The 17760-nt window shown below is 62.6% G+C and carries 17 protein-coding genes; 4 read left to right on the plus strand and 13 right to left on the minus strand.

Going from position 1 to position 17760, the window contains the following annotated elements:
* Positions 1-2: 2 nt before the first annotated feature.
* Together ACIOU9_RS05185 and ACIOU9_RS05190 are read left to right on the plus strand one after the other, a co-directional pair.
* On the plus strand, positions 3-662 hold the full coding sequence (locus ACIOU9_RS05185; RefSeq protein ID WP_105657819.1) for a TetR/AcrR family transcriptional regulator: 660 nt from the start codon (positions 3-5) through the stop codon (positions 660-662).
* A gap of 52 nt (positions 663-714) precedes the next feature.
* Entirely contained in the window at positions 715-2730 is a 2016-nt protein-coding gene (locus tag ACIOU9_RS05190; RefSeq protein ID WP_402696189.1) for an acyl-CoA dehydrogenase, read from the plus strand.
* 74 nt (positions 2731-2804) lie between these two features.
* Here the strand turns inward: ACIOU9_RS05190 and ACIOU9_RS05195 are convergent, their stop codons facing one another.
* Positions 2805-3263 carry a VOC family protein gene (locus tag ACIOU9_RS05195; protein ID WP_353616138.1) on the minus strand — a complete coding sequence of 153 codons (459 nt, stop codon included), beginning with the start codon at positions 3261-3263 and terminating at the stop codon, positions 2805-2807.
* Positions 3264-3475: 212 nt separating this feature from the next.
* Between ACIOU9_RS05195 and ACIOU9_RS05200 the strand changes: the two genes are divergently transcribed.
* On the plus strand, positions 3476-3691 hold the full coding sequence (locus ACIOU9_RS05200) for a hypothetical protein (protein WP_105661258.1): 216 nt from the start codon (positions 3476-3478) through the stop codon (positions 3689-3691).
* Here ACIOU9_RS05200 and ACIOU9_RS05205 read toward each other — a convergent pair.
* A complete protein-coding gene (locus tag ACIOU9_RS05205) occupies positions 3688-4626 on the minus strand; it encodes a dihydrodipicolinate synthase family protein (RefSeq protein ID WP_402696190.1) in 939 nt (312 codons plus the stop codon). The genes ACIOU9_RS05200 and ACIOU9_RS05205 overlap by 4 nt on opposite strands.
* Complete coding sequence (locus tag ACIOU9_RS05210; RefSeq protein WP_105661256.1) at positions 4623-5567, minus strand: DMT family transporter; 945 nt, start codon at positions 5565-5567, stop codon at positions 4623-4625. The genes ACIOU9_RS05205 and ACIOU9_RS05210 overlap by 4 nt, the downstream gene beginning before the upstream one ends.
* Here ACIOU9_RS05210 and ACIOU9_RS05215 point away from each other — a divergent pair.
* The gene (locus ACIOU9_RS05215; protein ID WP_133833392.1) at positions 5566-6969 is read left to right on the plus strand and encodes a PLP-dependent aminotransferase family protein; all 1404 of its coding nucleotides are present in this window, start codon (positions 5566-5568) and stop codon (positions 6967-6969) included. The genes ACIOU9_RS05210 and ACIOU9_RS05215 overlap by 2 nt on opposite strands.
* Before the next feature lie 413 nt (positions 6970-7382).
* Here the strand turns inward: ACIOU9_RS05215 and ACIOU9_RS05220 are convergent, their stop codons facing one another.
* From ACIOU9_RS05220 to ACIOU9_RS05265, 10 genes are all read right to left on the minus strand, one after another.
* A complete protein-coding gene (locus ACIOU9_RS05220; protein ID WP_402696192.1) occupies positions 7383-8048 on the minus strand; it encodes an ABC transporter ATP-binding protein in 666 nt (221 codons plus the stop codon).
* A 4-nt stretch (positions 8049-8052) separates the two neighbouring features.
* Complete coding sequence (locus ACIOU9_RS05225; protein WP_105661253.1) at positions 8053-9324, minus strand: hypothetical protein; 1272 nt, start codon at positions 9322-9324, stop codon at positions 8053-8055.
* Positions 9321-10202: a hypothetical protein gene (locus ACIOU9_RS05230; protein WP_402696193.1), complete on the minus strand. Its 882-nt coding sequence runs from the start codon at positions 10200-10202 to the stop codon at positions 9321-9323. Before ACIOU9_RS05230 ends, ACIOU9_RS05225 begins: the two co-directional genes overlap by 4 nt.
* Positions 10203-10643: 441 nt before the next feature.
* Positions 10644-11204, minus strand: coding sequence for a hypothetical protein (locus ACIOU9_RS05235; protein ID WP_402696195.1), 561 nt, complete (start codon positions 11202-11204; stop codon positions 10644-10646).
* A 76-nt stretch (positions 11205-11280) separates the two neighbouring features.
* Positions 11281-11967, minus strand: coding sequence for an N-acetylmannosamine-6-phosphate 2-epimerase (locus ACIOU9_RS05240; protein ID WP_332498801.1), 687 nt, complete (start codon positions 11965-11967; stop codon positions 11281-11283).
* Between the two features lie 12 nt (positions 11968-11979).
* A complete protein-coding gene (locus tag ACIOU9_RS05245) occupies positions 11980-12915 on the minus strand; it encodes an ROK family protein (protein WP_402696196.1) in 936 nt (311 codons plus the stop codon).
* Between the two features lie 11 nt (positions 12916-12926).
* Entirely contained in the window at positions 12927-13874 is a 948-nt protein-coding gene (locus ACIOU9_RS05250; protein WP_402696198.1) for a dihydrodipicolinate synthase family protein, read from the minus strand.
* A gap of 43 nt (positions 13875-13917) precedes the next feature.
* Positions 13918-14712, minus strand: coding sequence for an ABC transporter ATP-binding protein (locus ACIOU9_RS05255; RefSeq protein ID WP_105657809.1), 795 nt, complete (start codon positions 14710-14712; stop codon positions 13918-13920).
* Positions 14709-16730, minus strand: a complete 2022-nt coding sequence (locus ACIOU9_RS05260; protein ID WP_402696200.1) for a dipeptide/oligopeptide/nickel ABC transporter permease/ATP-binding protein — start codon at positions 16728-16730, stop codon at positions 14709-14711. The genes ACIOU9_RS05255 and ACIOU9_RS05260 overlap by 4 nt, the downstream gene beginning before the upstream one ends.
* A gap of 2 nt (positions 16731-16732) precedes the next feature.
* Entirely contained in the window at positions 16733-17689 is a 957-nt protein-coding gene (locus ACIOU9_RS05265; RefSeq protein WP_332488901.1) for an ABC transporter permease, read from the minus strand.
* Positions 17690-17760: the final 71 nt, after the last annotated feature.

Consider the following 17760-nt stretch of genomic DNA (forward strand, 5'->3'; position numbering starts at 1 on the left):
ACGTGAACAAGATCACTGGGGAAATCGACCGCGAGACCGACGGCCGGGCAGCTCGCTGGCAAGCGCATCGCACCGCGCGCCACGAAGAACTGCTCAAGCTGGCGCGCAAGGCCGTGCACAAGCTCGGCCCGCAGGTCTCCATGGAAGACATCGCCAATCACGCGAAAACTTCCAAACCGGTGTACTACCGGTACTTCGGCGACAAGGAGGGCCTGCGCCAGGCACTGAGCGCCATGGTCATCAACGACTTCCGCGAACGCGTCATCGCCGCAGGCCTGGCCAAGGAAGACGAAATCAGCGCCCTGCACGCCATGGTTTCCTCCTACCTGGAGCTGGCAGCCAACAGCCCGAACCTGTACTTCTTCGTGACATCGGCCCCGCGCTCGGCCGATGATGAATCGGCCGGCGCCCTGAGCACCTTCTTCGAAGAGGCATCCAGCTTGATGAGCGAACGCCTGCTCAAGCTCTATGACCAGCGCGCCACTTCCGCGACCCTGGAGTTGTGGCCGCGCGCGGCGCTGGGCATGGTCCGCGCGGCCGGCGAACAGTGGCTGCGCCAACCGGATTCCGCCAACAAGCCGGCATTGCCGTCGCTGGCCACGGAACTGACCAATTGGCTGGCCTATGGCATCGCCTCCACCCGGACCCCGAAAACCAACTGAAGCACCCAGGTGCACTCCCAACCCGACTCACCACCGAATAGAAAGACACGTCATGAGCGAGAACCGCATCAACGTCAACGCCCTGTCCGAACAGCTCTTCGGCCCCTATGCCGAAATCCGCAAGGCCTCGCGCGCCCGCGCCGCCGATCCGCAGCTGCAGCGCGACCCGCTGCTGGGCATGGACGAGCACCGCGAACGCGTACTGGGCCAGCTGGGCATCCTCGTTGAGCAAGAAGCCGTCCAGCGTGCCTTCCCCAAGGAATTCGGTGGCGCCGGTGACCATGGCGGCTCCATCGCGGCCTTCGAGGAACTGGTGGCCGCGGACCCTTCGCTGCAGATCAAGGCCGGGGTGCAGTGGGGCTTGTTCGCAGGAGCCATCTTGCACCTGGGCACCGAGGAGCACCACCGCGCCTGGCTGCCAGGGGCCATGAACCTCGATACCCCCGGCGCCTTCGCCATGACCGAGATCGGCCACGGTTCGGACGTGGCCGCGGTGGCCACCACCGCCACCTTCGACGAGGCCGCCGGCGAGTTCGTCATCCACACCCCGTTCAAGGCAGCCTGGAAGGAATTCCTGGGCAACGCGGCCCTGCACGGCAAGGCCGCCACCGTCTTCGCCCAGCTGATCACCAAGGGCGTCAACCATGGCGTGCACTGCTTCTACGTCCCGATCCGAGACGAAGCCGGCAACTACCTTGATGGCATCGGCGGCGAGGACGACGGGCTGAAAGGAGGGCTGAATGGCATCGACAACGGCCGGCTGCACTTCACCAACGTGCGCGTTCCGCGTACCAACCTGCTCAACCGCTATGGCAACGTGGACGCTGATGGAACCTATTCCTCGCCGATCCCTTCGCCGGGCCGCCGCTTCTTCACCATGCTCGGCACCCTCGTCCAGGGCCGCGTCTCGCTCGATGGCGCCGCCACCAACGCCTCGAAGATCGCCTTGCAGATCGCCGTGACCTACGGCAACCAGCGCCGCCAGTTCAACTCCACTTCCGACACCGAGGAAACCACGCTGCTGGACTACCAGCGCCACCAGCGCCGCCTGATCACCCGGCTGGCCCGCACCTACGCTTCCTCCTTCGCGCACGACGGCCTGCTGGACAAGTTCGACGCGGTGTTCTCGGGCCGAGCCGATAGCGACGACGACCGCCAGGATCTGGAAACCCTTGCCGCCGCGCTGAAGCCGCTGAGCACCTGGGACGCCCTGGACACCTTGCAGGAGTGCCGCGAGGCCTGCGGCGGTGCCGGTTTCATCGCCAAGAACCGCTTCACCCAGCTCTATGCGGACCTTGATGTCTACGTGACCTTCGAAGGCGATAACAATGTGCTGCTGCAGCTGGTGGGCAAGCGGCTGCTCACCGACTACGCGGCCGAGTTCCGCAAGCTCGACACCGGCGCGATGGCCCTGTACGTAGCCAAGCAGGTCGGTGCCACCGCCCTGCACCGCTCCGGTCTGCGCGGCGTGGGCCAGGCCTTCGCGGATATCTCCGATGAGCGCAAGAGCGCCAATTTCTTCAAGGACCCGGAGAACCAGCGCGCTCTGTTCACCGACCGCATCAACGCCAAGGTCGCCGAGGTGGCCAACGCCCTGCGCGGTGCCGGGAAGAACAAGGCCAAGGCTGCCGCCGCATTCAACGAGAACCAGGACCTGCTGATCTCCGCGGCACGCGACCACGGCCAGCTGCTGCGCTGGGAAGCATTCACCGCGGCATTGGAGAAGACCGGGGATCCGACCACCAAGGAGGTGCTGACCTGGTTGCGCGATGTCTTCGCCCTGAGCCTGGTCGAAGACGACCTGGGCTGGTACCTGGCCAACGGCCTGCTCTCGATGCAGCGTGCCCGCACCCTGTCCGGCTACATCAACCGCCTGCTTGCCCGCCTGCGCCCGCATGCCCAGGACTTGGTGGAAGCCTTCGGCTACACCCAGGACCACCTGCGTGCCGATATCTCCTCGGGCGGCGAAGCCGAGCGCCAGGATGAGGCCATGGAGTACTTCCGCAAGCTGCGCGCCAGCGACAATGCGCCAATCAGCGAGAAGTCCTTGCAGAAGGCCAAGCGCTAGAGCCAACGAGCAGGTGCCCGGACCAGGGGGATTTCCCCCGGGCCCGGGCACCTGCTGGTTAACGACTGCTTCGCCTAGTTTCCCAGCCGCTGGGCCAGGGCTACCGTCAGCCCTTCGGGGCCCCGCACATAAGCCATTTTCCAGGCGCCTTCGTATTCCCCGACGCCGCCGATCAGTCCATAGCCCTGGGTTTCAAGGCCGGCGACCATCCCCTGGAGGTCATCTACCTCGAAGGCGATCGAGCGCAGTCCCAGTTCGTTGGCCATGGCGTGCGGGTTGCCCGGTTCATGGGCAGGCTTCTCGAAGCTGGCCAGCTCGATGCCGACCTCCGAATCCGCGGACTTGAGCATGACGACATTCGTGCGCGAGCCCTTGACCCCGCACACGGTTTCCAGGAACTCCCCTTCCATCCCGTCGACCCTGCCCTCGACACTCAAGCCCAAGCCGATGAAGAAGCCAGTCACCAGCTCAAGGTCTGCAACGGTGACGCCGATATGGTCAAAACGGATGATTCGCGGCATGGTGGTAGGCACCCTTTCGCTCCTAGATGGCCAGGCAAAGATGGCCAAGTTCGCTGGTTAGCCACAGGGTACGCCCACCGCGCGCCCGGAACCAGCCCGCGAAGAAGACTCCATGGAACTTGGAATCCGGCCAGCAGTGCGATCCCTAGTGGTGCCAATGCCAGTACTTCAAGGATGAAGAATGGAACCTCGGGGCGGAATCCGCCTGGGTGCTGATTTGTCTCGTGATCCGCCCCGCATTCCGCGGGCGGATCATTTCAGGGCAGTTGCCTGCTGCCGCGGTCGAGCATGCCCGCCCCACCGATACCGGAATCACCTACAAGGGCAGAGAGGGCCTATTTTCCGGCATCTTGGCCAGTTTCGAATCTGCCGGCTTCACGATCATGAATCGAAATCGAAGCCTCGCACTGGCCGAACAGGGCCGCTGGCCACCCAGCTAGAGACTTGCCTGCCCCAGTCCATCGAGCACCAGCGCCACCCTTGCCCGCTGCTCCCGGTTAAGTCCCTGGACCGGCAAGGGCAGGCAATTGGGTGCTGCCAGGCCCAGGTGCTCGGCAATGGCGGCACTGACGCGCAAGCTGCCGCCGCATTGCGCCATCAGGTCCCACAACGGCCGCAGATCCTCGGAAACCGCTAGCGCCTTCTGATGGTCTCCGGCCTGCACCGCACGCGTAATTCCAAGCATCGGGGCCGGGATCGTTCCGCCCACCGCGGTAAACCACGCGTCGCATCCTGCGATGAGTCCGGCTACCCCGAACGCATCGCCCGATACCCCGATGCCTACGTGATCGGGAAGCACCGCCCGAATCGCCGCGACATGCGCCAGCGCATCCACCGGATCGGCCGGAACCCCCGGAATCTTGATGGAAATGATCCCCGGCAACTGCGCGATGCGCGCATAAAGCCCGGTGCTGAAGGTGAAATGCGTTGTCCCAGGGTTGTCATAGACAACGACCGGCAAGTCGCTGCGTTCGGTCGCCGCCCTGAACAGTGCGAAGACTTCATCATCGTCCAGCCGCTGGTAGCCCACCGGGGCGAGCAGAACGCCGGCCGCACCGGCGGCCTTGGCGTCGTCAATATGCGCCAGGACGTGGGCCGTGCGCATGGCGCCGACTCCAGCCAGCACCGGGATCCCCGTTGCATGCTGCACCGCCAACCCGATGACGCGTTCGCGCTCCGCGCGGTCCAGGTACATGTACGAACCGGTCGAGCCCAGGACGGTAATTGAATCCACCCCGGCCGCAACCAGTCGCTGCACCAATCCGATGAATGCAGGTTCATCGAGTTGGTCATCATTCATTGGGGTCAGCGGGAAGGCGCTGAGCCCGGTCAAAGCGGTGACTGGCAGTGCGCCAGTTTTCGTTGATGATTTCATGATGCGCCATCCTGTCTCATGTGCTGGTTCCTCGATCTTACGGCCAGCAGGGCACAGGCGATGACCGCGCAGCCGCCAACCACGGTGGGCCAACCGATTTGTTCGTGCAGCAGCATCCCGGCCCAGCAGATCGTCATCACCGGCTGCGCCAGCTGCACCTGGCTCACTTGCGCCATCGGGCCGATGGCCAATCCGCGATACCACGCAATGAAGCCGAGGAACATGCTCACGACGCCAAGATAGGCGAATGCCGCCCACTCGCTGAATGTTGCCGTGGGCGGATGCTGGAGCGCCGAGACGGTCGTGAGGGTGATCATTACCGGTGAGGCCAGGACCAGCGCCCATGAGATCGTTTGCCATGAACCAAGCTCCCGCGAGAGCAGGCCGCCTTCGGCATAGCCGATAGCGCAAGCGAGCACCGCCCCGAAGAGCAACCAGTCGGCCCCGTGCAAGCTGCCCAGCCCGCCTCCTTGCAAAGCGGCAAACGCCAAGGCTGCCAATGCCCCAGAACCAGCCGCGATCCAGAATCTGGCACTGGGGCGTTCCCTGGTTCGCAGCACAGCGGCTGCGGCCGTCACTGCAGGCAGGATGGCGATCACTACCGCGCCATGGCTGGCCGGAGCCGTGGTCATCGCAAAGGATGTCAGCAGGGGGAAACCTGCGATAACTCCCCCGGCGACGACCAGCAGCCGCCACCATTGCGACCGTGTCGGAAGTTTCTGGCCGGTGCTCCAGAGCACGGCAACAGCCAGCATTGCGGCGATAACGGATCGCCCCGCGCCGACGAACAGCGGTTGCAGATGGCCGCTTTCCACGGCGATGCGGGTGAAGGGCACGGTGAAGGAGAAGGCGAGCACGCCCAGCAATCCCCAGATCAGCCCGGTAACGCCCGAGGATAGCGGTTGCCGCGAAATGAGAGTAGCGGTACTATCTAGTTTCATGTTTAACAGTAGCAGTGAGCGCCTGGTTGCGGTACTGCGCGAATGGATTGCGACAGCCCCCGCCGGGAGCCAGCTGCCCTCCACCCGTACTCTGGTGGCGGATTATGAAGTCAGCCCGGTCACCGTGCAGAAAGCGCTGCGGATCCTCACCGGCCAGGGCATCATTGAATCGCGTCCGGGTATCGGCACCTTCGTTCGCAGCCACCCGGTGGCCCGGGCGCACGACCATGCCTGGCAAACCGCGGCCTTGGGCGTTGTGCAACGGCCCCTGCCTGAACTCGCCTCCGCCCAGCGCGCTACGCCCAATGACGTCATATCCCTGCAGTCGGGCTATCCGGATCGAGACTTGCTGCCAGAACGACTGGTGCGCAGCGCCTTCTCGCGGGTCGCGCGCAGCGACGCGGTGCTCCAGCGCACCCCGGCCGCGGGGCTGCCTGATCTGCAGAGCTGGTTCGCATCCGAGCTCGGCGCCATCACCGCCCCTGGGCTGAGCGCGCCGGCGGCCAGCGACGTCGTCGTCCTGCCCGGCAGCCAAAGCGGGCTGGGCTCGATCTTCCGCTCACTGGTTGGGGCCGGCAAGCCGATGCTCATCGAATCGCCCACCTACTGGGGTGCTATCCTCGCGGCCGCGCAAGTCGGCGTGCAGCTCGTCCCCGTTCCCGCCGGTCCCCACGGCCCGGACACCGGGCAGTTGGATCGCGCTTTCGAGCAAACCGGGGCCCGCGCCTTCTACGCCCACCCGAATTTTGCCAACCCTTCCGGGGCCCAGTGGTCGCCCGAAGTTTCCCAGCGGGTGCTGGAAATCCTGAAGAATCGTGGCGCTTTCCTGGTGGAAGATGACTGGGCGAAGGATTTGGGGATCAATGCCGAGTCTTCACCGATGGCCGCCAGAGATGACAGCGGCCATGTGGTGTATCTGCGCTCCCTGACCAAAAGCGTGTCCCCGGCGGTCCGTGTTGCCGGCGTCATTGCCAGAGGGCCAGCACGGGAACGGATCTTGGCCGATAACCAGGCCCAATCCATGTATGTCAGTGGTGCGCTGCAATCCGTCGCGCTTGACGTGGTCACCCAGCCCGGGTGGCGCACCCACTTGCGCTCGGTGCGCCAGCAGCTGGCAACGCGCAGGGATCTGGTGCTCGACGCCCTGGCGCAGCATCTGCCCGAAGCACATGTCGAGCAGGTCCCGCTGGGCGGGCTGAACCTCTGGGCAAGGTTGCCGGATGCCACTAATCTGGTGCAGCTGGTCCGCGACTGCGAAATGCGCGGCGTGGCCATCTCGGCCGGAGACAGCTGGTTCCCCGCGGAACCGACCGGACGCTTTCTGCGGTTGAACTTTGCCGGCCCGAACCCTGGAGCCTTCAACCAGGGCGTCGAGATCATCGGCCAGGTGCTGCGCGCCTAGGTCCAATGCGAAGGGCTAACCAACATACCTGGTCTTCGTAGGGCTGTGCGAGGGCCGTGGGGTGCCTATAGGGCTCCAGCGATCATCAAAGCGACAAGTCCTGCAAGGCATTCGCCACCGTTGCAGCATTCAGATTGATACATAAGTGTTGCATTTCTGGTTATATATGAATATTCCAGCCGTCAATTAGCTTGAAAATAACACAATATGAACTGAAAGCATTTGTTTCGATGCAAGAAGACAAATTCTCTGACAAAAAATAAGCCCAGAGAAGAGACTCGACCGCGAGAAATCAGATACGTAAATCTCAAATAAACCAATCTAGTGGTATGCATCGGAATAATGCCGTGATGTTTTAGGAATTTATTAATCAGAATATTTCTTTAGCCTAGGATTATCGATTAGAATCGACACTAGACTCCAACTACTTTCTTACCTGTGATAACTACCTGCCTGGCGCAACGTTGAGCTACTCGTTCACTATGGGTTGCAATAACGAGCAAACTTCCACGAGCGCGAAGAATGTCGAATAGATCCAACACTTCATTTTCCGTCTGCTCGTCGAGCGCCCCGGTTGGCTCATCCGCAATTAGAATTGCTGGAGATTTAACGATTGCGCGGGCAATCGCCACACGCTGAGCTTCGCCACCTGAGAGTCTGCCGACTCTATGATTTTCGTACTTACTAAGACCTACATGACCGAGTGCGTCTGCTGCCGGGTCGCGGAAGGCGTTCTTATTCCCGCCTAGTCCCAACATGACATTTTGCAAGGCGGTCCGCTCAGGTAGCAGATCATAGCGTTGCGTAATTACGCCGACATTCGCCTTGCGAAAGGCCGCCATCCTCGATTCCTTATGCTGGAGAATTTCTTCGTTAAAGCGAAATTCCCCCATATAATGAGTATCAAGACCGGCCAAAATTTTAAGTAAGGTACTTTTTCCCGAACCACTGCGTCCGAGGACGGCAATTGAAGCATCGTTCTCATCTGCTTCAAAGTTCGTGTTCTGGAACAGTGTATGGGGTGTGCCGTTAGCCTCACGAAACCCTTTGGATAGGCCTCGAAGTTCGATTCTTGTCATGTCTCTATGCAATCTTTCTTTGAAAGTACAGTTTGGTCGACCTGGTAGCAGCAGCAATATCAACACAAGCAGCAACGGCAAAAATCAGAATAATCCAGCCGACGGCTGATGAACCCTCATTGGGTAAAACTTGATAAACAGTGAGGAACAACAGTCCGATTGCGGCCCATTCGATGAGCACAATCATCCCCATCCACTTCTGCAACTCCAAACAAGAAGTTCCAATTATCCACCGTAAATTGAGGACAGTACGCCGACGACGGAAATTGAATGCACTCAGCGCGCACAACACGAGTCCGCCAACTATTCCTAAAGCAACTTGAAGGAAGGCGACTAGCCATACATTATCAAATAGCATTGTTCGCATCAGGGAATATTGAGTTAAATATTGAGGCACACCTATAAGTGCATAGTTCGTGAATCCAGTTTCCCGCCCGATCTGGTCAAGATGCTTGAGGATATCGTTACCGGACATGTCTTTCGAGGCAGTAAAATCGCTGTTGATCATTGCGAAGGACAATATCCCACCAAAATCTAGATTCGTCTTCGCTATCCCACGTAGTGTTTTTGGATACGGGATGACAATGGTGTCATCAAGGAAGTGGTCTATATCGTCTTGGTAGAACATCGAAGAGTGCGGCTCAAGGAATCCAACAACTTTGAGTGAGAACGGTTCCATGTAGAACATGCCGTCAAGTGTGTCATTGACACTGTAAATACCCCTGTAGTCCGCACCAAGCAACACTGGGATCTGGCCAGAACTGTAGTCAATATTCTCCCAATCAGGAAGTTGCCCCTCGTCGACCGTCAAATGCGAAAATTCAAACGCTTCCTTACTCATCTGCATTGACCGAACCTCCAGTGTCTCGCGCCCTGTCAGCTGATCGACGTAAACGCCGCCATTAACATAGTCTCCCCCAGCCCAAGCATCGAAAGACTCACTGCCTTTAAAATCAGCAATCGGTATAGGTTGATTGAAAGACGACAATAAGTTCACGAGCTTGCTCTCATTGAGTTTCTCGTAAAACTCTCCAATTTGATCTAGTTTTTCTGGGCTTTGACGAACTTCTGTGAACTCATTGGCATCGATAAAAGTATCTGTCACACGGTAGAGATCTTGATTGTTTCCATCACTAAAGCTTTTGATAATCGCGTTCTGCGTTGACGCTGAGAAACTGATAGTGCTGTATAAACCCGTTAAAAACAGCACTACGATAACAGCTTTTGTTGCAATAGCAAGCCAGTTTCGACGTAGATCAAAAATGAACTCGTTCATTTCATTCCTCCGTTCCTAACCACAAACGACGTCGTGAAAGAGAGAATGAACATAGATGTCAGAAGCACATGCGAGTAGAGAAAATCTTGAAACAATAAGCTAGCTCGACCCGCACTAAATAGAATTAGCGTCGGTACTATTGCCGCCACGATCCAGACTCTCGTGTACGAGAGAATATGTCGTGACAACAAAAATGCGCGGGTGCGTCCCCACAACCGATCTACCGAATCACGCGCTGCACCCCAGGTATGCGTTAGATACCCTAAAATACCTGTCCCAGTGATTAGCAAAACCACAGTAAGCATATTCATGATGGGAGAAATGAAATCAATATTAGTTCGCCTGGAGAGACCTGATTCAATCGCACGCGTATTCTCGAAACGTTCAGTAATCCGATCGGCGTCTGGTCCGTCAACGACGAATCGACGCTCACCTGGCTCCTCAAACAACTGTGGATCGTAAATAACGATTTCGTCGGCTAACAGGCTCTTGTCCCGTGCCCCTAATAAACCAGCAACTTCATATTCTTTTCCCAGTATTACGATCTCGGCGCCCACAGCTTGGAGGTTGGCCCCTACTAATGCCCCCGGACGACTATCGGATACATTCCAACGGAGATCGTGCAGTGGTAAAGATCCAGACACGTCCGTTGTCGAAAATACGGCACGAATATGATCATCGTCAGCGAGCGGTTGGAAGATGGTTACATCCAACCCATCGCCCCGAGCGTAATCGATTGCTGTCGATGGATCACCGCTCAACTCGATAGCTCTGTTCGTATATAGTGAGTTTGCCTCCTGTAGGGTGGTAGCCTGTATGGCGCGATAAGACAGCATCGCTAGATCCAACAACAGCAACAATCCGGCAAACGCGAGCACCAGAATTATGGGTTTTGATCGCAAGGTACACTTTCACATTTGGCAGGTGGGGAGATGTACTCATATCTCAACCCACCTGTGTCGCTTATATCTTCCGGAAGATGTTATCTACCATAGTAAGTTCTAGCGGTGCCTGGGTCTATAAGAATCCCGCTTGAGACGGCATACCGCCGCCAAGGCAAATTGACCCCATTACCATGGGAGCCACAGATACGACCTGAAACACCATCGATAGTGCTGCCCTTCTCCTAGTCGTGCACGCGTGGAGTGATAAATGCCGGACCAAGTCGTACAAGGCGGGTTCTGACGGTCGTTGCAACTCCTGTTTGATCAAGGTGTTGCAACGACCGTGAGAACCCGCCTCCTTTCCGGAAGTAGAAAGAAGGCCCCGGTGAATGAAAAATAATCTCATCCACCGGGGCCTGTTGAACTCTTTGCTGGCTACAGTCCGTCTACCTCGATCAGGCCGCGGCGCGTAGGCACCGGGGCAACGTGCGTGCCGTTGGCCGCCACGCGCTGAACCGACAGCAACCGCGGCGGCGCGCCGTCGGCGGTTTGCAGGATCCACGGACCGACCATCAGGTAGCCGCGATCATTTTCGGCCTCGGTGACCACGCCGGTAATCACGAAATCACCGTAGGGTTCCTGGCTGAAGGATGCGGCAACCAAATCGCCGTGGGACAGCTCGGAAACTTCAACGTCTTCCGGGGCGAACTCGCCTTCGAAGACTGCGGGGAAGGCGCGCACGTCCTTATCAGGCTGGCGGGCCATGGTTTCGCCGCCGTCGGCGTCTTTGGCTTTCTTCTTGGCAGCGGCCGCGTTCAGCCCGCCAACCATGACGTCGTCGAGCACCGTGGCGTGCGCGGCGCCGGTGATCAGGAAGTTGCCGAAGCGGGCGGTCTTGTAGAGCACCGAGATCACGTCTCCGGCTTCCACCTCGCCGAAGGCCGCTTTCATGCCGGCTACATCGCGCTTGGAAGGGCCCTTGATAAAGACGTCCACGGGGTGATTCTCCGATTCTGCAGGAATTAGGTTCTGCGCTTAAGCGTAGGCCAGTTACCAGCCACGAAGAAAACGCCTAGCCTCGCAGGGCGGCGTCGAACCATCCGGTAATGCTCGCCGGATGGGTGATCGCGGTGCCCACCACCACGGCGAACGCGCCGGCATCCAGCGCGGCTTTGGCCTGCGCCGGGGTGTGGATCCGGCCCTCGGCAATCAGTGGCGGCTCCAGGCCCGCTGCTGCGATCTGTTCCAGCAGCTCAAGGTCCGGCCCCTCGGTCTTGTCCCGTTCCCCGGTGTAGCCGGCCAGCGTGGTGCCGATCAGATCGGCCCCGGCCTGCGCGGCAGCCAGCGCGTCGTCCAGCGACCCGCAGTCGGCCATTACCAAGGCGGCAGACCGTTCGTGGACCGCGCTAATGGTTTGTTCCAGGCTCTTGCCGTCGGGCCGTTCGCGGCGGGTGCCGTCCAGGGCCACGATGTGCGCCCCGGCGTTGGCCACCGCCAAGGCGTGGTGGATGGTGGGGGTGATGAACACGCCCTCATGGCCGTCCTTGAACAGCCCGATGACCGGCACCTCGACGGCCGAACGAGTGAATTGGATATCCGCGATGCCCTGCACGCGCACCGCGCCGGCGCCTCCGATCACCGCCGAGGCCGCCACCTGCGCCATGGTCTGCGGGTGGCGCATCGGCTCCCCCGGATAGGCTTGCGCCGAAACGATCAGCCGTCCGCGCAGGGCTTGCAGTGCTGCTGCCGAAAGCAACATGTCTTTCTCCTCTTAGTCTTGTGGCCAGAATAGGCTGGCCGCCCCGATCAGGGCGGCATCGGTTCCCAAACGGGCAGGTTCCAGCGCGGTGCCCCGCACCAGGTCGATGGCGCTGGCGGCGAAGCCCTCGCGCAGACCCTCCCACCAGATCTTCCCCGCCCCGGCCATCCCGCCGGCAATGACGATTTTCTGCGGGTCCAGCACGTTGGCCAGCGATCCGGCGGCGGCGCCTGCGGCCAGGCCTCCGGTATGCAATGCCCGATAGGCCAAGGCGTCGCCGGCTTCGGCCAGCGCGGTCACCGCCTGGGTGTCGCGCACTTGCGGGTTGCCGGCCAAGCGCTGGTAGTGCCGGTGGATCGCGGGCCCGGCGGCGATCGCCTCCACATGCCCGGTGCGTCCGCAGGAGCATTCCAGCCCGGTGGCGTAGGCCGAATCGATGTGCCCCATATGCCCGGCCACGTGGTGGAAGCCGGTGACCAGCTGGCCGCCGTGCAGGTAGGCTCCGCCGATTCCGGTGCCGATGGCCAACAGCATCACCTGGCCGGTTCCCCGGCCCGCGCCGAAGCGGGCCTCGCCCAAACCGTGGGCGTGCACGTCATTGACCGCGCGCACCGCTAAACCGGTGAGCCGTCCCAGTTCGGCCGCCATGTCGGTGCCGGCCCAGCCCGCCAAGGTATCAGTGGCCGATACCACCTTCGCGGTTTCCGGGTCGATGACCCCGGCGGCGCCGATACCCAATCCGGCCGGCTGCGCCGAGCATGCACCGCGCAGCTGCTGCACCACGCCGGCCATGGCCGCGATGATTGCGGCGGCGCCTTCGCGGGCCGGTGTGGGTGCTTGGCTGCGCGCGGTGATGGTGCCATCGCGGCGCACTACGGCGCCGGCGATCTTGGTGCCGCCCAGATCCAGGGCGAGCACCTCGCCGGCGCCTGCTAGTTGTTCTTGCACTGGGCCAGGGCCTACTTGGCGGCCACCGGCAGCAGGCCGGTTTCGGCCAGGATCCCGCGGATCGAGGCGGCCTCGGAGGCATCCAGCGACGCCATCGGGGCGCTCATGGCGTTATTGGAGATGATGCCCAGTTCCACCAGGGCGGTCTTGAAGGCGCCCAGGCCCGCAGCCCCTGGCGACACCCGGGAAGCATCGGGGGTGTAGACGATGTCGAAGACGCGGGCCAGGCGGTCCTGCTCGGCCGCGGCGCCGGCCCAGTCGCCGGCCACTGCCTTCTCGAACAGGCGGCGGTAGCCGGCTGGGTCCACGTTGCCCAGGCCCGGGACCACGCCGTGGGCTCCGCCCAGCAGTGCCCCGTCGACGACGACCTCATGGCCGGTGAACACCGAGAAGCCCTCGATGTCCTTGGTGGCCAGCAGCAGCTGGCGGAAGGACACGTCGTCGCCCGAGGAGTCCTTCACGCCCACGATGGCGCCGGACTGCGCCAGCCGGACGGCCACATCCAGCGGCAGCTTGTGGTGGGTGCGCACCGGCACGTCGTAGGCGAAGATGTCGATCTGCAGGGCGTCGTGGATGGCGGTGAAGTGCGCTTCGATCTCCGGGCCGTTGGAGATGGCATAGAACGGGGTGGTGACCACCAGCGCGTCGGCGCCCAGGGCGATCAGGCGCTGGCCCTCGTCGATGACGCGGGCGGTGGTCTGCTCGCTGGCACCGACCAGCACCGGCACGCGGCCAGCGTTGGCGGCCACGATCCGGGCGAGTACCGCGTCGCGTTCGGCATTGGCCAGGTAAGGCACCTCGCCGGAGGAACCGAGCACGAACAGGCCGGCCACTCCCCCGTCGATCAGGTGTTCCACCACGGCATCCATGCCGGCGGCGTCAATGGCGCCATCGGCGGTGCGCGGGGTGATGACCGGCGGGATGACGCCGGAGTACTTCGGGTTGTTCGTGTAAGCCACGGGGATTCGGTCTTTCTCTAGGTGCCGCAATTGCGGCGATTGGTTAGTGCTCCAGCAGTGCCGGGGCAGCACCCAACAGGGTGCGGGTGTAGTCATTGGTGGGCGCGTCGAATACCTGTGCGGCATCGCCTCGCTCGACGATTTGCCCGGAGTTCATCACGCAGATGGTGTCCGAAACATAGCGCACGGTCTGGATATCGTGGGAGATGAACACCATGCCCAGGTTCAGCTCGGATTTCAGGTCGGTGAGCAGGTTCAGCACCTGCGCCCGCACCGAGACATCCAGCGCGCTGGTGGGCTCATCGGCCACGATCACCGCAGGTTCCAGGGCCAGCGCCCTGGCGATGGCCACGCGCTGGCGCTGGCCGCCGGAGACCTGGCTGGGCAGGGCCGAGGCCGCCGAAGCCGGCAGGCCCACCACCTCAAGCAGTTCCAGCGCCTTGGCCTTGCGCGAAGCATCGCTGCCGATGCCATGCACGCGCAGCGGGTCGGTGAGCGTGTCCATGATCGACATGCGCGGATTCAGCGCGGTGGCCGGGTCCTGGAAGACCACGCCCACGCTGCGCCCGAACTCCTTGCGGCCTGCGGCGTTGCGCTTGCCCACCGGCTTGCCGTTGAACAGCACCTGCCCGCTGGTGGGTTCCTGCAGTCCCACCAGCACCGAGGCCAGGGTGGACTTGCCGCAACCGGATTCGCCCACGATGCCCACGGTCTGCCCGCGGCGCACCGCGAAGTCCACCCCGTTGACGGCCTTGATCAGGCGCGGGGAGAACAGCTTGCCGCCGCGGATCTTGTGGTGCACGTGGATATCCTGCAGCTCGATGATCGCGTTGCTCATTTGCTGGCTCCTTGAAGGTGGCTGCCATTGCCCTGGTGGCTGGCCCAGCGGTGCTCGCTGCCGGCGTCCACCGGGACGAAGGACAGGTGCTGGTCCGGGTCGGCGCCGGCACGCTGCGAACGCTCGGCGAAGCGGTCGCCGGCGGCGAAATCGTACGGGCTGGGGACGGTGCCCGGGATCTGGTGCAGGCGTTCAGCCTTCGACTCGATGGAGAGCACCGCGCCGAGCAGGCCCTGGGTGTATTCGTGATGCGGGTCAGTGAGCACCTCGCTGATCGGACCGGACTCCACCACCTGGCCGGCGTACATCACGGTGACCCGGTGGGCCAGCGAGGCCACCAGTGCCAGGTCGTGGGAGACGAAGACCATCGCGAAGCCCAGCTGCTCGCGCAGCTCGTTGAGCAGGTCGACCACCTGCTTCTGCACGGTGACATCCAGCGCGGTGGTCGGCTCGTCGCAGACCACCAGCTTGGGGCTGCGCGAGAGGGCCATGGCGATCAGCACGCGCTGGCGCTGGCCGCCGGAGAGCTCATGCGGGTAGGAGCGCAGGGTGCGCTTGGCGTCCAGCTTGACCAGGGCGAGCAATTCCTCGGGGGTCTTGCGTCCGCCGCGGCGGGTGAGCTGGCGCAACTGGTCGCCGATGAGCATCGAGGGGTTCAGGCTGGAGAGCGCGTCCTGGTAGACCATCGCGATCTGCTGGCCGCGCAGTCCCTTGTAGACCTTGTCGTCCCCGGCCCGGGTGCCGCCATCGGAGGTGGCCGGCAGCAGTTCCCTGCCCTCGAAGGTGATGGAACCGGAGAGCCGGGCGCTGCCCGGCAGCAGCCCCATGATGGCCAGCGAGGTGATGGACTTGCCGCAGCCGGATTCGCCCACCAGCGCCATGGTTTCGCCCTCGCGCACCGCGAAGGAGACATCCTGCACGATCGGGGTGTCCCCGTAGCGCTCCGGGAAGCGGATGGACAGGTTCTTGACCTCCAGGATAGTGCGCGGCGCGCCCCGGGAGGTATCGAGCACCAGGCGGTCGGTGCGCTGGGCCTCGGCCGCTGCCAGCAGGTCCAGTTCCCCGCGCAGCCGCTCGGCGGCCTGCGGGTCCGCGGCCGCCTTGGCCTTGGCCAGCGCAGGCTCGCCGTTCTTCTTCGCCTGCTTCCTGGCCGAGCCCTTGGTGTTCACCAGCGCATCGGTCATGCCTTCGGCCAGCATGTTCAGCGCCAGCACGGTCAGCAGGATCACCAGGCCGGCGAAGGTGGTCGCCCACCACGCGCCGTTGAGCACCAGGGTGCGGCCGTAGGAGATCACGTTGCCCCAGCTCGGGGCCGGATCCTGGATGCCTGCACCGAGGAAGGACAGGGATGCTTCGAGGATGATGGCGTCGGCCACCATCACGGTGGCGAAGACCATCACCGGGGCCGCGCAGTTGCGCAGCACGTGGGTGCCCAGGATGTAGAAGCGCCCGGCGCCGATCACGCGTTCGGCGCGCACATAGTCCTCGCCCCATTGGGCCAGCACGTTGGCACGGACCACCCGGGCGATCTGCGGGGTGTAGATGATCGCGATGGACAAGATGATCACCGGCAAGGTGTTGCCCAGCGAAGCCAGCAGCGCGGCGGCCAGGGCGATGCCCGGGAAGGCCATCACCATGTCCATGATGCGCATGATCGTCTCATTGGCCCATTTGGCGCTGGTGGCGGCCAACGCACCGAGCAGCCCGCCCATGACCAGTGCCAGCGCCACCGACCCCAGGCCGACCAGCAGCGAGGCTTGGGCGCCGAAGAGCAGGCGCGAGTAGATGTCGCGGCCCAGCCGGTCGGTGCCGAAGAAGTGCTCGGCGCTCGGCTTCTGCGCCGGGATTCCGGTGGCCAGCGGGTCGTGCGGGGCAATCAGCGGGGCGAAGAGGGCCACCGCGGCGATGGCCAGCAGGAAGGCCAAGGCGATTTTGGAGCCTGCCGGCAGCGCCTTGAAGCGGGCGCCGGACTCGGAAAGGCGGTTCACGAGGTTGTTGCGTGGGGCCATGATGCTCATCCCTACACCGTCCTAATTCGCGGGTTGATCAGCAGGTAGAGCAAGTCGACGATGATGTTCACGAGCACGAAGGTGATCGCGATGGTCAGCGTGACGCCCTGGACCAGGTTGGTGTCCTTGTTGGTAATGCCGTTCATGATCAGCTGTCCCATGCCGGGCAGGGAGAAGATCATCTCGATGACCACTGCACCGCCCAGCAGGTAGCCGATGCGCAGCCCGAGCACGGTCACCGGGGTGACCAGGGCGTTGCGCAGCACGTTCTTGGAGATCACTTCGCCGCGCGGCACGCCGTTGCCGATGGCGGTGCGCACGTAGTCGCGGTCCAGTTCCTCGACCATCGAGGTGCGCACCACGCGGGTGAGCGAGGCGGAGACCGGGATGGCCAGGGCCAGGGCCGGCAGCGCCATATGCAGCAGCCAGGTGCCCGGGCCCGATCCTTCGGGGGCCGCTCCCCCGGAGGGGAACAGCGGGCTGGAACCCAGGGCGAACCACTGGATGAGCAGGATGCCCAGCCAGAAGGACGGGGTGGCGATCGCCGCGATGGAGAAGATGCGGACCAGCTGGTCCGGCCAGCCATCGCGGTACAGCGCACCGAGCAGGCCGAAGGCCAGCGAGATGACCACGGCGATGACCACGCCCAGGAAGGTCAGCTGCAAGGTCAGCGGGAACGCGCCGGCGATCATCTGGGAGACCGATTGGGCCGGCGGGGTGGTCAGGCCGAAGTCCAGGCGGATGAGCCGGCCGATGAAGCTGATGTACTGGACCACCAGCGCGTCGTTCAGGCCGCGTTCCTCGCGGTAGGCCTCTTTGGCGGCCTCGGAGGCGCCCTCGCCCAGCGCGGAGGTGGCTTCATCGCCCGGGGCCAGCTTCATGATGATGAAGACCATGGCGGAGATGCCAAGGACCATCACCGGCAGCGCGGCCAGGCGGCGTAAGAGCAGGTTGAGGAAATTCCCCATGGAGTAGCTCCGTCGAGTATCGAAGTGTGCAGGTCATTGCGCTGTGCGGGCCGGGCGGCACGGCGTGGGTG

The organism is Glutamicibacter sp. NPDC087583 (assembly GCF_044743685.1).
In the GTDB taxonomy this organism is placed as follows: Bacteria; Actinomycetota; Actinomycetes; order Actinomycetales; family Micrococcaceae; genus Glutamicibacter.

What these genes read in the sequence shown, in the direction of transcription:
- ACIOU9_RS05190 (WP_402696189.1), top strand. Translation starts at nt 715, where the DNA reads ATGAGCGAGAACCGCATCAACGTCAACGCCCTGTCCGAACAGCTCTTC.
- ACIOU9_RS05205 (WP_402696190.1), bottom strand. Translation starts at nt 4,626, where the DNA reads ATGAAATCATCAACGAAAACTGGCGCACTGCCAGTCACCGCTTTGACC.
- ACIOU9_RS05215 (WP_133833392.1), top strand. Translation starts at nt 5,566, where the DNA reads ATGTTTAACAGTAGCAGTGAGCGCCTGGTTGCGGTACTGCGCGAATGG.
- ACIOU9_RS05210 (WP_105661256.1), bottom strand. Translation starts at nt 5,567, where the DNA reads ATGAAACTAGATAGTACCGCTACTCTCATTTCGCGGCAACCGCTATCC.
- ACIOU9_RS05220 (WP_402696192.1), bottom strand. Translation starts at nt 8,048, where the DNA reads ATGACAAGAATCGAACTTCGAGGCCTATCCAAAGGGTTTCGTGAGGCT.
- ACIOU9_RS05225 (WP_105661253.1), bottom strand. Translation starts at nt 9,324, where the DNA reads ATGAACGAGTTCATTTTTGATCTACGTCGAAACTGGCTTGCTATTGCA.
- ACIOU9_RS05240 (WP_332498801.1), bottom strand. Translation starts at nt 11,967, where the DNA reads ATGTTGCTTTCGGCAGCAGCACTGCAAGCCCTGCGCGGACGGCTGATC.
- ACIOU9_RS05255 (WP_105657809.1), bottom strand. Translation starts at nt 14,712, where the DNA reads ATGAGCAACGCGATCATCGAGCTGCAGGATATCCACGTGCACCACAAG.
- ACIOU9_RS05260 (WP_402696200.1), bottom strand. Translation starts at nt 16,730, where the DNA reads ATGAGCATCATGGCCCCACGCAACAACCTCGTGAACCGCCTTTCCGAG.
- ACIOU9_RS05265 (WP_332488901.1), bottom strand. Translation starts at nt 17,689, where the DNA reads ATGGGGAATTTCCTCAACCTGCTCTTACGCCGCCTGGCCGCGCTGCCG.